Source organism: Phocaeicola faecalis, from assembly GCF_021730445.1.
GTDB classification, from domain to species: domain Bacteria; phylum Bacteroidota; class Bacteroidia; order Bacteroidales; family Bacteroidaceae; genus Phocaeicola; species Phocaeicola faecalis.
In genome coordinates this window covers 1-14,638 of sequence record NZ_JADNRM010000013.1, presented here as the reverse complement: position 1 = coordinate 14,638, position 14,638 = coordinate 1, and the positions used below count along the sequence as shown (strand labels likewise).

Genomic DNA, 14,638 nt, shown 5'->3' with positions numbered 1-14,638 from the left:
GTCTCTTAATTATTATTTTACTTGATTATTCGAATGAGCCCATGCGAAGCATATTCACTTCCTGTTCTGTCAGGTAACGCCAGTCACCGCGACGAAGCCCTTTCTTGGTCAGACCTGCAAAATACACACGGTCCAATTTCACAACCTTATAACCCAGTGATTCAAAAATACGGCGCACGATACGGTTCTTTCCGGAGTGGATTTCGATACCTACCTGTGACTTATCTGTATCCGAAGCATAGCTGATAGCATCTGCATGGATTTCACCGTCATCCAAAGTAACGCCGGCCGCTATCTGGTCAAGATCTGCCTTAGCTACATTTTTATCACAATATACATGATAAATCTTCTTCTTCAGATATTTCGGATGAGTCAGTTTAGAAGCCAAATCACCGTCATTGGTCAACAACAGAACGCCGGTCGTGTTACGGTCCAGACGGCCTACAGGATAGATACGTTCCTTGCAGGCATCCTTCACGAAGTCCATTACCGTCTTACGTTCCTGAGGATCATCGGAAGTAGTCACACAATCTTTCGGCTTATTCAGCAACACATAAGCTTTGCGTTCAATACTAACCGGTTCGTCGTGAAACTTCACCTCGTCCGTACGCTTGATTTTAGTACCCAGTTCTGTCACTACCACACCGTTTACGCTTACCACTCCGGCTGTGATGAATTCATCAGCCTCACGACGAGAGCAAACACCGGCATTTGCCAGGAACTTATTCAAGCGAATCGGTTCGTTCGGATCAGTCAGAATATCCTTATATTCTATCTGTTTCTTCAAGCTATATTTAGCATTCGGATTATAGTCACCGGTGCGCGGACGGTAAGGACGGTTGTATCCGCCACCCTGATTGTAACCTCCGGTACGCGGACGATACGGACGGTCGCCGCCTTCACGGTTATATCCACCGCCCTGATTATAACCTCCTATGCGGGGACGCGGAGTATAGGGACGCTGTTCACCGCCTTCGCCGCTATTGAAACGCGGACGCGGAGTGTACGGACGCTGTTCGCCGCCTTCACGGTTATAATTGGTACGCGGGCGCGGAGAGTAGGGACGCTGCTCACCACCTTCGCGGTTATAGTTGGTACGCGGACGATACGGACGTTCGCCTCCCTCTTCACCGCTGTTAAAGCGGGGACGCGGAGTGTACGGACGTTGTTCGCCGCCTTCACGGTTATAATTAGTACGCGGACGATACGGGCGTTCACCGCCTTCTTCACTGTTAGGATTAAAACGAGGACGTTGCGGGCGTTCGCCGTTATTGTTATAACGATTGTAAGAAGGACGCTCACCATTATTATATGAAGAGCGATAAGGACGTTCTCCTCCCTCGCGGTTATAGCTGGTGCGGGGACGATACTGACGCTGTTCGCCGTCGTTGTTGTATCTGTTGTAATTATTGTCTCTGTTATAAGACTTATAACCACCATCACGGCTGACATTCTGGTTTTCTTCGTTTACAGAACCTTCTTGTCTGTTTTCATTTTCTGTACTCATGATTTCTCCTTAATTTAATTAATGTATAACGCCCTCTCGGGCTCTGTTTCTTTTTTTAGTTTGAATAAATAACGTTTCAAATGCCTGTATAGTTGTGCGGCGTAATCTCACGCAGCTCTTTTTTTATTTCTTCACTGACATTCAATGTTTCGATAAATTCTTTGATAGACGATTCGGTAATAGCCTGATTAGTACGTGTCAACGCTTTCAGAGCCTCATACGGGTGCGGATAAGCTTCCCGACGAAGAATGGTTTGAATAGCTTCTGCCACTACACTCCAACAGTTATCCAAATCCTCATAAATCTTATGTTCATTCAGCAGCAGTTTACGCAACCCCTTCAATGAACTTTGAATGGCAATGATGATATGTCCGAAGGGTACACCTACATTGCGCAGCACAGTAGAGTCTGTCAAGTCACGCTGCAAGCGCGAAACCGGCAGTTTAGAAGAAAGGTGCTCCAATATAGCATTGGCCATACCCAAGTTTCCTTCCGCATTTTCAAAGTCGATAGGGTTCACTTTATGCGGCATTGCGCTCGAACCGACTTCACCCGCCTTGATTTTCTGCTTGAAATATTCCATAGAGATATACTGCCAGAAGTCGCGGTTCATGTCAATCATAATGGTATTGATGCGTTTCATTGCATCAAAGACAGTTCCCAGATTGTCATAATTTGAAATCTGAGTGGTGTATTCCTCACGTTCCAGACCAAGCTTTTCAGACACAAACTTATTGCCGAATGCTTTCCAGTCATATTGCGGATATGCCACATGATGTGCATTATAGTTACCTGTGGCTCCACCGAATTTGGCAGTGAGAGGACACGCCTTTAACACAGCCAGCTGACGGTTAAGACGATAAACGAACACCATGATTTCCTTTCCCAAACGGGTGGGAGACGCAGGCTGTCCGTGAGTTTTGGCCAACATCGGAATATTTGCCCATTCTTCTGCATAAGCGGTCAGCTGCGCAATCAGTTCTTCAATCTGCGGATAATATACTTGTTCCAATGCTTCTTTGACAGACAAAGGCACTGACGTATTATTAATGTCCTGAGAGGTAAGGCCGAAGTGGATAAACTCCTTGTACTCTTCCATTCCGCCCAACTTGTCGAATTGTTCCTTAATGAAATATTCTACAGCTTTAACATCGTGGTTTGTAACACTTTCTATTTCCTTAATGCGCCCGGCATCGGCTTCCGAAAAGTTTTGGTAGATAGCACGAAGCGATGCAAAACGTGCATGGTCAAAGCTTGTCAGCTGCGGTAACGGTAGCTCACATAAAGTGATGAAATATTCTATTTCTACCTGCACACGGTACTTAATGAGTGCAAATTCAGAAAAATAAGAGGCCAAAGCTCCCGCTTTTCCTCTGTATCGACCGTCAATAGGTGATATTGCCGTGAGTAAATCGAGCTCCATAATATATTTTAGATAATTATCAGGCTGCAAAATTAATTCTTTTTATTGAGTTTAACCGCCTCAATCACTATAAAGTTTGCGAAAATCACATTTATTATTTCACAAATCCTTTCTTTGCCCACTTCATACTATTCCAACGCCGCACAAAAATGATGCCGCGAATGTTCTCGTCCAATAAGAAAGCACACCACATACCGACCAGTCCCCACCCCCAATAGAGTCCGAACAGATAGCCGCAGCCCACTGCTATGCCCCATTGTACGACTACCCCTACATAAAAAGGATAGTTCACATCTCCGGTTGCACGAAGGGCATTGGTGGCATAAATGTTGATGGCACGCCCCACTTCGAGCACCACATCGACAAAAAGGATGACAGTACCCAAACGGACAATCTCTGCATTGTTTGTCAACCAACTGAAGAGCGTGTGCCCCATCAAAGCCCAAATACAGGAAAGTACCAGCGACACTAAAATAGAAATACGCATCACATACTTGCCCAACAGATAGGCAGCCCTTATTTTCTTCTCTCCCACCAAATGTCCGATGCAGATAGCCCCGCCTTGTGCCATGGCTATTGCGAAGAGGTAGACAAACATCACAATATTAACCACATAAGTACGTGTGGTCAGAGCTTCATTGCCCAGCATATTGATAAAATAAGTCAGCACCACCTGCGAAAAGCTATAAGACATATTCTCTCCTGCCGACGGAAGACCGATTTTCAACAGATTCTTCAGTTCCACAAAGGGGAAAGGGCGAAAATAGTCAACCGGAAACTTGGGTATATATTTACGAAACAGAATGATAAAGAGGATAACCATCGACACGCCCCGGGCGAAAGCTGTCGAAACGGCAGCCCCTTCCACTCCCAATGCCGGCATTCCAAACTTACCGAAGATTAAGGAGTAATTGCCTACGATATTCAGAATATTCACTACAACAATGACCATCATAGGGTAGACAGCCTTGTTAGCACTACGCAAAGAAGCAGAAACCGTCAGTGAAAGTGCCTGAAAGAAGGCGAACGCCCCCACTATCTCCATATACCCCACTCCATAGGCCATCAACTCGGGGCGCAGCCCCATCAGCGTCAATAATGACGGCGCTCCATAATGCAGAACAGCGCTTACCACTAATCCGAGCACAAGATTGAGCAGGATAGCCACGCCTACCACCTGAACCACATTCTTCTGTTTCTTTGCCCCCAAATATTGCGAACAAAGCACAGAGGTACCCAAGTTTATCACCTCAAAGATAAGAAAGGCAAACATAATCAGCTGGTTCACCACTCCGACGGCGGCAACCGCATTGTCCGAATACTGGCTCAGCATGATAGTGTCAACTGCCCCCAGCATCATAATCAATAAAGTTTCTATAAAGATAGGTACGACCAGCTTAGACAAATTCCGGCGCACACTTCTCGGTTCTTTTATTTCATTCACTTGTTACCCTGTTTTTTTCGAGGTGCAAAGTTACTGAGTTTTCGGATGGTAACTGTTTGACTTATATCAAGAAATAGAGAGATTCAGACAAACATTCACCAACAAAGGGAAGAGTAAGCCGTTTCGTAGGGTCAGCCAAGGCTTTTTAAACGGAAGATTATTACAGTCTCCGGCAGCGGACTGTACGGTCCGTTACAGTGGACTGTACGGTCTACCGCAATGGACTATACAGTCCATTGCCGGAGTCTGTAGTAATCCGACTGACAGACAGGCATAATCGAAAGGACGAAAACGCTTAGTCCGACTAATGAAACGACTTAGGGAGTTCTAGACGTATGCAGAGGTTGGAAACCGGAGGAGACAACATCCGGAAACAGGTGTTGGGCCGCTAGCTTTGTAAGCTGAGCCATAGAAATGCACTTTTCATTTCAAGAACAAGTGCTTTCATTTTAATCTGCCAATGAATGAGGGATAACTTTAAATGACTTCTATATAAATTAAAATAATTATGCAGTATACAATAAAAACTTTTCTATCGTTTAGACATATTTAACCCCTTATCAAAATAGTCAATGCCTGTTCTACGGACGGTAAAACAGGCAAGACCCAAAAAGCAAGACCGATGCTGTGTTTGCATTGCTATAAATATAATCCGTATTTATGCTGTCGTGTGCTGAAAAATGTGTTTGTGTTACTATTGCTGTTTCAAATACGCTTTATACATCTTGTCTATCTCATTCAGGGGAATCTCCAATGTCTTCAGTTGTCTGAAAAACTCCGGCAAGTCCTCATGCAAGAAAATATCTTTGCGAAGAGTGATGATACGCTCTTTTGCTCCTGTCGATACAAAATAGCCAATGCCTCGTTTATTGTATATGATTTCCAACCCTTGCAAATAATCATAAGTGCGGACTACCGTATTGGCATTCACTTCCACTGTGCCGGCATATTCCCTGACCGAAGGAATCCGCTCTTCTTCGGGATATTGCCCTTGCAGAATCTCGTCGCATATTCGGTCGGCTATCTGCAAATAAATAGATTTACTTTCCTTAAATTTCATAGCAAACGGAATTTAGGGTTAATAACCTGTGAACGGGTAAAGAGCTTATAGCCCAGCCGCCAGTTAAGTGCGGTCAGCAAGAAGAAAAATAGAGCACCGGCTCCGGACATAAAGTTCTCTGTCAACCAACTTGAATTATGCTGCATCATATCATACAGCCAATTCCAATGAAGGGAGCCTGCATTAACCACAACATAGGCAAGCACCAGGCTGACAGCAATTATGATTCCTGTAGTTTTAACAAACGCAGACTTATACCAGATATTTCCTCCTAAAATATATAATGAATGAAACCACAACAGGATAGAGAACACACACAGCCAATTATAAAACATAGTTTGTTCGATAATTCGAGAACTTTCACCATCCCATACTTGTACCGGGTAAGTCACAAAAGGATTGAATACATTACATGACATTTCCCACACCTGAGGCAGTACAAAAGTATTCACAGCATCAGGTAAATCAAAAAGGGGTACAAACAGAAAGTGAGTCAGTTCCGCCAAAACAGAAGCTCCGATTAAAAGGATAACCGTTCCCACCGTCACATAACATGCGCATGCTACAAACTTTTCAATAGAAGTAGCAGGAACCATCAAATAGGCTATACGAAGCTCCTTAGTACGCATATTTTCCATAATACGAGAAGCGAAATAAAGGAAAGCAACAACCGTTATCACTATGAATGTCTGAAAATGCCCTTGTGTAAAATCAGAAGAAGTTCTTTCGGTGATACGAGCTATTTCATATCCATCATACTTTGCCATAATACCTAAATAGGTAAGTAAAAAAGCGGAATACAAACCCAAAAAGCCAAACAGGTTCTTTTTCCAGTTTCCCATAATCTCGCGTTTCATCACCATGGCGATACGCGACAAACAAAAGAAGTTATTAGTATACATAATGTGCCTGTGTCTTTATTTGTTCAACATTGTATATGATTTCCAACCCTTGCAAATAATCATAAGTACGGACTACCGTATTGGCATTCATCTCCACTAAGCTTGCAAATTCTCTGACCGAAGGAATCCGCTCTTCTCCGGGATATTGCCCTTGCAGAATCTCGTCGCATGCTCCGGTTATCTGCCGATAGATGAATTGACTCTCTTCATATTTCATATCAACCGGAATTTGGGTTTAATCACTTGCGAATGGGTAAAGAACTTATAGCCCAGCCACCAGTTGAACATTGTGAAGGCACTGAAGAAAGCACCGCCAAATGCAAGCAGTTTGTTCAGAGTCATCCATTGGAAATTCTCTTCCAACCAGTCGTGAAGCCCCATCATGCCTTCTTTTCCTATCCACTCCACAATCTGTACCGTAATAATAGAGCCAAGAATAGAAATCACAATCAGTGTCCCCAAAGTCTTGAGAAAAGCTCTCTTGTACCAAAAACTTCCTCCCAAAACATAGAGTGAGTGTGACCAAATCAGAAAGCTCCATCCACAAGCCTCACCCAGCCAAGGCATATACTCCATATTAAAAGCATTAGAACCTCTGAATGACTGTTCACCGTCTACAGCAATCATAGAAAACACCTTGAACAGCGCAGAATGATGAAATATATCAGGCAAATTAAACAAAGGGAGCAAAATATAACGGGTAATCTCCGCCAAAAGCAGTCCGACAGTAACCACTACCACAAATCCCAGCGTAGCCATCAGGAAGCGTGCCACATATTTCTCTACCATCGTTGCAGGAAGCATCAAAAAAGAGATGCGCATTTCCTTATTCTTCATATTATCCAAAATGCCGGAAGCATAAATCAAACTCCCCAACATGAAGATAAAGATGAAAGAACCCATGACATTCGTACAATAACGCGTAAAGAACAGAACCGGATTAGCAAATGTATTTTCTGCATTTACGCTCATTCCCCACATATTGCCTACCATTACTATTGCAAAAGCGGCATAAAGTCCGATTAAACTATACAGGTTCTTTTTCCAGTTTTCCATAATCTCGCATTTCATCACCATGGCGATACGCGAAAAGCTAAAGAAATGATTAGTATCCATAATGTGTCTGTGTCTTTACTTGTTAAATATTGATTGCATTTTTTCTCTTTCTGCCAACATTGCGTTGAACAGCACTTCCAGATTCAGCTTGGTTTCTTCGTTATAAACATTGGGAAGAATCACGCTGTTGCCCTGAACCGAAGGCTGTACATACAGTGCGGCTTCTGTCGGCTCATTCATTCCTTGTTCTGCAAAATACAGTTTCCCACAAATATCCTTAACTGATTCATTCAGTAATACATGGGTACCGTCGATTATCACCACATGATCCAACAGACTGTCAATATCCCTCACTTGATGGGTAGAAATAACCACTGACTTGTCGTCTGTCATGCCCGATGCAATCACCTTGCGGAACTGACTTTTGGAAGGAATGTCCAGTCCGTTACTGGGTTCATCCATGACCAGCAAAGAAGTATTGGCAGCCAATGCAAAACACATGAAAGCCTTTTTCTTCTGCCCCATAGACAGTTCTCCCAAATGAATGTCCTCATTCATATCAAAATCATGGAGGCAGGCTTTTAACTGTTCATTGCTGAAAGCCGGATAAAAGGGAGCATTCAGTTTTACGTATTGTTTCAAGCTGACGGATGGTAATGCAAATTCCTCGGGAACCAAAAACATATCCTGCAATGTCAAAGGATAACGCAACGAAACGTCCACTCCTTTGTAGAGCACTTTACCTCCTTGCGGACGGAGTAACCCTGTCATTAAATAGAGCAAAGTAGATTTACCGGTACCATTCTTACCCAAAAGACCATAAACCGAACCTTTATCTAGTGTCAGCGAAAAGTCATTAAAGACTTTTTGTTTCCTCTTTCCATAACTGAAAGATAAGTTCTTTACTTCAATCATCATTGTGTTTATGTATTTAATTAGTTATTTAGTGTATTAGTTTATTAGTACACTGCAAATGTATAGATATTATTGGAATAAGCAAGAAGGGAAGGGGCTATTTAACCTCTATTAACCACCTAAGTTACATACAAACGAATCAAGCGGGCAATCACTCAGTACTGTCCGCTCGAAGTCAGGATAAATAAATGAAAAAAAGAAAGACTACTTAATTCCTTCCAAAGCTTTCGTAGCCGTCTCATTTCCAGGATCTATCTCCAATATTTTATTCCAATAAATCTTGGACTGGGGATAATCGGAGTTCACAAAATAATAATATCCCAAGTAACTGTTACATTCCACCAATAGAGATTTAGATGCATCCGGTTTCTGCTCTAAAATAGAGAGTGCCGCTTCATAATAGGGTTTTGCCAATCCCTGAGTAGTTTCAGGATCACGCAAAGAATTGACGCGGGCCCGCCAAAAGTTACCTAAATAATTATCGGGAACCTTTTCTGCTACCTGAGCAAAGACAGTATCGGCTTCTGCCAGATACTCCTGCTGCTTATCTTTATAGGTAGAATCGGTCGCAGCATAATAGTTCAGACGACCGTATAAAAACAGGTCGCTCACTTCAGATTTATCTTTCAACGCATCCAGATACTCTTTATAGGCAATAATAGCATTCGGATAGTTTCCTTGTTTTTCGTATATCTCTGATATTTCTTTATGAATGTCGGGATGTTGGTTATCCATAGACAAGGCCTTATGAAACTGGGCAATTGCTTCATCATATTGCTTCGTCCCGGCAAGCAGACGTGCGAAATAAATATAGTCCAAATACACGAAATCAGGATTATCAGGGTTGGCAAAGAAAGTTGCTGCATCTTCCAGTCCGGCCTGATAAGCTTTCAGTTCCATGTCGTTATACATGGCCAGACGCTTCAATACGTGACTGTCGGGAGATGACGCCAAGCCTTTCTTTACAATATCTAAAGATTTATCATAATCTTTGTTCAGATAGAGTAACATGGCATAGCGTGTATAGTCTTGTTCGGCGGGAACACCTGTCTTCATATAAACCTCATAGGCTGCTTTTGCTTTGCCATATTGTCCCATGGTGTAATATACATCCCCCAATTCTTTATTGATACGGTTGTCATCGGGTGTCTTAGCCTGTAAACGCATCAACATATCTATAGAGAGCTGTGGGTCGACTCCCTTATAAACTTCGGCGTACTTTAAATAGGCATCGCTACAGTTTTCATCCAAATAAATAGCTTGATTATAATCGCTGCTGGCTTTATTGGCATCATTCAGTGCCAAAGCGACATCACCGCTCAGCAGGTAGGCGAGGGCACATTTCCCATTGACATCCTTCGCACGTTGGGCGTATTCGGCGGCTATATCATTCTTGCCTTGCTTTAAATAAGCACGTCCAATCTCAACCAAAAGGTCTGTATTCTTCTTGTTTTTTCCTTTCAGCAAATTATCAAAAGCATCGGCCGCTGCGGTCGGATTATCTTTTATCAATGCGGCGGCCTGTTGCACTTGTTGCGTCCATTCGCTGCCGGCAGGCTTCTGCCCCCATAATGTGGCAACGAAGCATAAGCTCATTACGGTTAATAAATATTTCTTCATGACTTTCTTTTTTTCTATTCATTTAATACCTATTCATCTTGCACGTTAACAATTCTCACAGCAGCCGTAGCCGGTACCAAACCCGACTTCAGGATAATGCGCTGTCCACGGAAGTCTGTCAAGAAAGACGACAAGCCGGAAGGAAGGCCGCTTTTGGGATCATTGAGCAAAATGTACACATTGCGGGTTAATGGATATTGATTCAAAGCCAGATAAGCCTGATAAGGTTTGAAACTATTTTCCACTGTAGCCGAATCCGCACGGCTTACCGCCATCACCCGGATGGCTTTATGAAAAGAGAGACGAGTGCTGTCTGCATCATTGCCAACCCAATTCACACCAATAACGCCAAGTGCATCGGGATGACGGGCTACATAAGAAATGACTTCGGGATTCGTCTTTTGTGCTTTCAGGTTGTCGGAAAGCGCTTGTCCGCCACAGATTGAGTCAATCGCATAGTGTACCGTACTCGAATTCGGATTATCAAACACAAGTTGCAATTTCCCTAAACGTGACTTCGGATAGAGTTGTTTCCAGTCGCTAACCTTCCCTGTCAGAATCTTCTTGAATTGGTTGACTGTAATCAGCGAATCTTTATTTTGTTCATTGACGATGAGTGCCAGGCCATCAGTAGCCATCTTGACAGAAACCGGAAAGAATTTCTTATCATTGAAATAATTCACTTCTTTATCGGTCAATTGCCGCGTGGTGATGGCCAGGCGTACGCTGTCTTTCAGCAACAAGTTCATTGCTTCTACTTCACTGCAATATATAGGTCGTATTGTAGCTTCAGGATTTAATGCCTGAAAAACTTGCAGTTCTTCTTCTATAATAGGACGAAAAGTTTCATCCACCGCTATTTGAATGTTACCTGAAGTCAGCGTATCATCCTCTCCCGGTTTGGGCTTGCTGCCGCAACTGCCAAGCAGCAGCAACAAACCCGCCAGTAATGTAATAAACAGTTTCACCATCTTCTTCGGATTATTGTAACTTGAACGTGATAGGAACATTATAGTACACAGGAACGTTGCGTCCATTCTGCCGTCCCGGAATCCATTTAGGCAAAGACTGTATGACACGTACCGCCTCCTTGTCACAATAGGGATCAAGTGAACGCACCACTTTTACGTCCTTTACTTCTCCTGTGGCCGAAACGACAAATCGAACAAAAACTTTTCCCTGAATACCGTTTTCGGCTGCAATAGTGGGATAATGCAGATTCTTACTTATATAAGAAAGCAATTCCTTATCGCCTCCGGGAAACTGCGGCATCTGCTCCACCATCGTATAAGGCTTTTCTTCCGGTTCCGGAGCTTTCGTTATCACCTCCTTCAACTCGGCAATATCCTTGCCATTCAGTTCATCATTCCCCTTTACATCGGCAATGGAGATAGCGACTTTAGTTTGTGTCAACTCGTTCTGGCTCTTTATTTCATCATCTTCATGCACCTCTTCATCCTTTTTAATGACAGGGGCGGTAAATTTGATAGAACTTTTCAGAGCAGGGGGTGGAGCAACCGGTTCCACCTTTTTGAACTCTTCCTGCTTCACTTCCGGCTCTTCCAACTGTGAGAGAGTAGTTACTTCGGTCATTACCTCTTGTTGTTTCGGTGTGGCCAACTTAACCAACGTCGGTATACTGAAACCAATCGCAGCAATTACTACCACCAATACCATCGCTAGCGTATGACGCTTGGGCGAATTGGCACGCATCTTATAAGCACCGTACGCCTTGTTCTTATCTTGGAATACCAATTCACACCATTCGGGTGAGGTTAAATCTATTTTTGACATGTTATTTCCTCCGTTTAGGTGTTTATACTATTCCGCGATGTGATTGGTCAAATCGCCTTTCGTATCAAAATTCTTCATTAAGAACTGATCGGCATCCGCCATATCCGTTATCACATACTTACCTATATTGCATATCTGCATTTCATCAAGGGCATCTATCAGATTTTTATAAGAAGAATCGTCTGTAGCTTTGATAATCACGGTGGGGGTATCCTTTCCGCTTTTTATCTCAGCCAGTTGCTTCTTATAGTCATCTTCCGATATTTTAAGTTCGGCTTTTTGCTTCTTCAGCTCGTTTACTTCACGAACTGCCGCCGAGTTCTTCTTCAATAAGACAGACCGCAGACCGTCAGCGTTATAAGTTGTCTCCTTCAGCGAGGTGTAATCTTTGTAGTTCGGTTCACCTTCGTAATAATACAGCTTATCGTTTCCAGCCAACAAAAGTGTGATGGCCTGAGAAGCTTTCACCTTGCTTTGTTGTTCTTCGGTAATGTTCTTATCGTTGCTCGGCATACTTATTTCCATCGTCTGAGGTTTGCTCAGCGTGGTACACAGCATAAAGAAAGTAATCAGCAACATATTCATATCCACCATCGGTGTGAAATCCACGCGAACGGTCATTTTTTTCTGCTTCGTGCCTTTCCCTTTTTTGCTGCTTTCTTGTACTTCAGCACTCATAATTCGTCATTTTATTTTTCAGAAGTAGTTTTCAGAGAGGTAATCAGATTATACCGGTTCTCTCTGAGATCCTGAAGTGAGTTCATTACTTTTTTAATAACAGCGTAAGGGGTATTGGCATCCGCTTTAATAGCAATACGTAAATCAGAATTCACCGCCCGGGCATTACGCACCCAGGACTTAAACTGATTGTCGGTGCTGTCACAAGGAATACCTTCATTCTTCAATATCCGGTCTTGCTTTTCCGTCGGCAAATCCAGAAACTTCGGCATACTTTTCATCGGTACACCAAAAGTAGAAGCAACGATAAATTTCTGCTCCTGTTCGGGAGTGAACTTTACCCCATACTCTTCACCCATTTTCTCCAATACAGCTTTCATGTCCGGCTGCTTGTCGAGGCTCATAAATATCTTTCCAGCCGGATCAACCAAAATCTGGAGAATATTCGTTTCCGGTATTTTAATCTCGGATACGGACGCGGGAGTGAACACCTCTACCGGCTCTTTCTTTACAAATGTTGAAGTCAACATAAAGAAGGTCAATAGCAATACAGTGACATCACTCATAGCCGTCATGTCTATGAACGTACTTTTCTTTTTAATCTTTGCTCTACCCATAGTAGTTTGATTTTAAGGGTTAGCACGATTATTTATGAGAAGCCGCAAAGGTCTGTACAATAGAGAAACCTACTTCATCGAGGCTGTAAGTCAGTTTATCAATCTTGTTAGTATAGTAGTTATAAGAAATAACTGCCAAGGCACCGGTCAAGATACCAAAAGCCGTATTAATCAATGCTTCCGAGATACCTTGAGACAAAGCCATTGAGTCTGTACCGCCACCGGCAGACAAAGCTGCGAATGAACGAATCATACCAATTACCGTACCCAGCGACCCCATTAATGTTCCCAATGTAGTAATTGTACCGATAATAGGCAGATTCTGCTCCATCATAGGCAGTTCCAGAGCAGTAGCTTCGTCCAGTTCTTTTTGGATGGCAAGTACTTTTTGATCTTTAGAGAGCGTCGTATCATTTTCTACTTCAGCATACTTTTTTAAAGTAGAAGTAACAACATTGGCCACAGACCCACCTTGTTTATCGCAGAGCTCTTGTGCTTTGTTCATATCACCGGCAGCTAAAGCGGATTTAATATGGGCTACAAATTTTACCAACGACCCTTTACCAAAAGCGGAACGGATAGCAAAATAACGTTCAATACTCAATGCGATAACAGTGAGTAGCAAAGTCTGGATAATAGGTACCACAATACCACCTTTGTATATTGTACCCAGAAAGTGCCCGGGCAACGGATGGTTATTCGGATCATTATTCATAAAGTTGGCAGGATTGCCAAGTATGAAGTGGTATATACAAACTGCTATGATGAAGCAGCATATAATTACCCAACCTGCATTTTTAATGCCTACAATCTTATTAGTAGTTTTTGTTTGAATAGCTTCCATAATTTCATTTATTTAATTAATCGTTTTTATGAAAACCGAAGTTTCCATCTTATAATAAAGTCAGAAATAGAGATAAAACACCATTCCCCGACACTCTCACCAGGGCATCGGAGTATGGAAAACAACTAAATTTATAACGATTAATTAAATCAGAATGCGTCTCAGCGTGAACACAAAATAATGGCATGCCGGAGACACACAATGAATGGGATTTGAAGGGAATATCTTAGCCTTGCCTAACGCCAAGCTATCTTCCCTGAGTGAGAAATAATCTATGAGAATTTTTAAGAAGTCCTGTTGATGTTCCTCAGCACGACGAATACGCGCATCATCAGGAATGAGTTTTATCACAACCTGTTGGTTGCCACTTACTAAATCGTTTGAATAAGAAACGGTATCATTATTGAGGTGATGATTGGCAACCGATTGTTCACACTGCCCAATAGTAGATGAAGATTTATCGATGGAAGAAGAAAAGGCTTCTGCATCGATACTCTGGTATTTAAAGAGAAATAGAAGAGTCAATAATACTATTTTAAGTATTAACTTCATTTTGTTGAGCTTTAAAAGATTTCCGGTTCGTATTGTATCAACAAGCAAAAAGTTTTTTTGTTCACGAAAAGAACATATTTCTTTTAATTTAATCACAAATACATCTACTGTAGCAATCCCCACTCACTCATAGACATACAAAAGAAGCCTCCGAATCATTTGACTGACTCGGAGGCTTTCATTAAAACGGCAGCTACCTACTCTCCCACTGTTACGCAGTACCATC

At 42.6% G+C, this 14,638-nt stretch carries 14 protein-coding genes and 1 pseudogene; all 15 read right to left on the bottom strand.

Annotation, left to right across the window (positions count from 1 at the left end):
* Positions 1-25 precede the first annotated feature (25 nt).
* Positions 26-1,507, bottom strand: coding sequence for a pseudouridine synthase (locus IR173_RS12285; RefSeq protein WP_237039893.1), 1,482 nt, complete (start codon positions 1,505-1,507; stop codon positions 26-28).
* Between the two features lie 76 nt (positions 1,508-1,583).
* A complete protein-coding gene (gene purB, locus IR173_RS12280) occupies positions 1,584-2,930 on the bottom strand; it encodes an adenylosuccinate lyase (RefSeq protein WP_237039892.1) in 1,347 nt (448 codons plus the stop codon).
* Between the two features lie 94 nt (positions 2,931-3,024).
* Entirely contained in the window at positions 3,025-4,374 is a 1,350-nt protein-coding gene (locus IR173_RS12275; protein WP_237039891.1) for an MATE family efflux transporter, read from the bottom strand.
* 694 nt (positions 4,375-5,068) lie between these two features.
* Positions 5,069-5,434 carry a GntR family transcriptional regulator gene (locus tag IR173_RS12270; RefSeq protein ID WP_237039890.1) on the bottom strand — a complete coding sequence of 122 codons (366 nt, stop codon included), beginning with the start codon at positions 5,432-5,434 and terminating at the stop codon, positions 5,069-5,071.
* Positions 5,431-6,336 carry a hypothetical protein gene (locus IR173_RS12265; protein WP_237039889.1) on the bottom strand — a complete coding sequence of 302 codons (906 nt, stop codon included), beginning with the start codon at positions 6,334-6,336 and terminating at the stop codon, positions 5,431-5,433. The genes IR173_RS12270 and IR173_RS12265 overlap by 4 nt, the downstream gene beginning before the upstream one ends.
* A gap of 28 nt (positions 6,337-6,364) precedes the next feature.
* Positions 6,365-6,553: pseudogene (locus tag IR173_RS12260) on the bottom strand (GntR family transcriptional regulator); the annotation flags it as partial.
* On the bottom strand, positions 6,550-7,452 hold the full coding sequence (locus IR173_RS12255) for a hypothetical protein (protein WP_237039888.1): 903 nt from the start codon (positions 7,450-7,452) through the stop codon (positions 6,550-6,552). The pseudogene IR173_RS12260 and the gene IR173_RS12255, both read right to left, overlap by 4 nt.
* A 15-nt stretch (positions 7,453-7,467) precedes the next feature.
* On the bottom strand, positions 7,468-8,310 hold the full coding sequence (locus IR173_RS12250) for an ABC transporter ATP-binding protein (protein WP_237039887.1): 843 nt from the start codon (positions 8,308-8,310) through the stop codon (positions 7,468-7,470).
* Positions 8,311-8,511: 201 nt separating this feature from the next.
* Positions 8,512-9,927, bottom strand: a complete 1,416-nt coding sequence (locus IR173_RS12245) for a tetratricopeptide repeat protein (protein ID WP_237039886.1) — start codon at positions 9,925-9,927, stop codon at positions 8,512-8,514.
* A gap of 29 nt (positions 9,928-9,956) precedes the next feature.
* Positions 9,957-10,898 (bottom strand): PstS family phosphate ABC transporter substrate-binding protein, encoded by a 942-nt coding sequence (locus IR173_RS12240; RefSeq protein ID WP_237039885.1) that lies wholly within the window; start codon positions 10,896-10,898, stop codon positions 9,957-9,959.
* Between the two features lie 10 nt (positions 10,899-10,908).
* A complete protein-coding gene (locus tag IR173_RS12235; protein WP_237039884.1) occupies positions 10,909-11,721 on the bottom strand; it encodes an energy transducer TonB in 813 nt (270 codons plus the stop codon).
* A gap of 27 nt (positions 11,722-11,748) precedes the next feature.
* Positions 11,749-12,399, bottom strand: a complete 651-nt coding sequence (locus IR173_RS12230; protein ID WP_237039883.1) for an ExbD/TolR family protein — start codon at positions 12,397-12,399, stop codon at positions 11,749-11,751.
* Between the two features lie 11 nt (positions 12,400-12,410).
* A complete protein-coding gene (locus IR173_RS12225; protein WP_237039882.1) occupies positions 12,411-13,016 on the bottom strand; it encodes an ExbD/TolR family protein in 606 nt (201 codons plus the stop codon).
* Between the two features lie 28 nt (positions 13,017-13,044).
* A complete protein-coding gene (locus IR173_RS12220; RefSeq protein ID WP_237039881.1) occupies positions 13,045-13,860 on the bottom strand; it encodes a MotA/TolQ/ExbB proton channel family protein in 816 nt (271 codons plus the stop codon).
* Positions 13,861-14,004: 144 nt separating this feature from the next.
* Positions 14,005-14,508, bottom strand: a complete 504-nt coding sequence (locus tag IR173_RS12215; protein WP_237039880.1) for a hypothetical protein — start codon at positions 14,506-14,508, stop codon at positions 14,005-14,007.
* Positions 14,509-14,638 lie beyond the last annotated feature (130 nt).

Bases quoted from the DNA above. Each gene is read 5' to 3' on its own strand.
- IR173_RS12285 (WP_237039893.1), bottom strand. From the start codon at position 1,507: ATGAGTACAGAAAATGAAAACAGACAAGAAGGTTCTGTAAACGAAGAA.
- purB (WP_237039892.1), bottom strand. From the start codon at position 2,930: ATGGAGCTCGATTTACTCACGGCAATATCACCTATTGACGGTCGATAC.
- IR173_RS12270 (WP_237039890.1), bottom strand. From the start codon at position 5,434: ATGAAATTTAAGGAAAGTAAATCTATTTATTTGCAGATAGCCGACCGA.
- IR173_RS12265 (WP_237039889.1), bottom strand. From the start codon at position 6,336: ATGTATACTAATAACTTCTTTTGTTTGTCGCGTATCGCCATGGTGATG.
- IR173_RS12255 (WP_237039888.1), bottom strand. From the start codon at position 7,452: ATGGATACTAATCATTTCTTTAGCTTTTCGCGTATCGCCATGGTGATG.
- IR173_RS12250 (WP_237039887.1), bottom strand. From the start codon at position 8,310: ATGATGATTGAAGTAAAGAACTTATCTTTCAGTTATGGAAAGAGGAAA.
- IR173_RS12245 (WP_237039886.1), bottom strand. From the start codon at position 9,927: ATGAAGAAATATTTATTAACCGTAATGAGCTTATGCTTCGTTGCCACA.
- IR173_RS12240 (WP_237039885.1), bottom strand. From the start codon at position 10,898: ATGGTGAAACTGTTTATTACATTACTGGCGGGTTTGTTGCTGCTGCTT.
- IR173_RS12235 (WP_237039884.1), bottom strand. From the start codon at position 11,721: ATGTCAAAAATAGATTTAACCTCACCCGAATGGTGTGAATTGGTATTC.
- IR173_RS12230 (WP_237039883.1), bottom strand. From the start codon at position 12,399: ATGAGTGCTGAAGTACAAGAAAGCAGCAAAAAAGGGAAAGGCACGAAG.
- IR173_RS12225 (WP_237039882.1), bottom strand. From the start codon at position 13,016: ATGGGTAGAGCAAAGATTAAAAAGAAAAGTACGTTCATAGACATGACG.
- IR173_RS12220 (WP_237039881.1), bottom strand. From the start codon at position 13,860: ATGGAAGCTATTCAAACAAAAACTACTAATAAGATTGTAGGCATTAAA.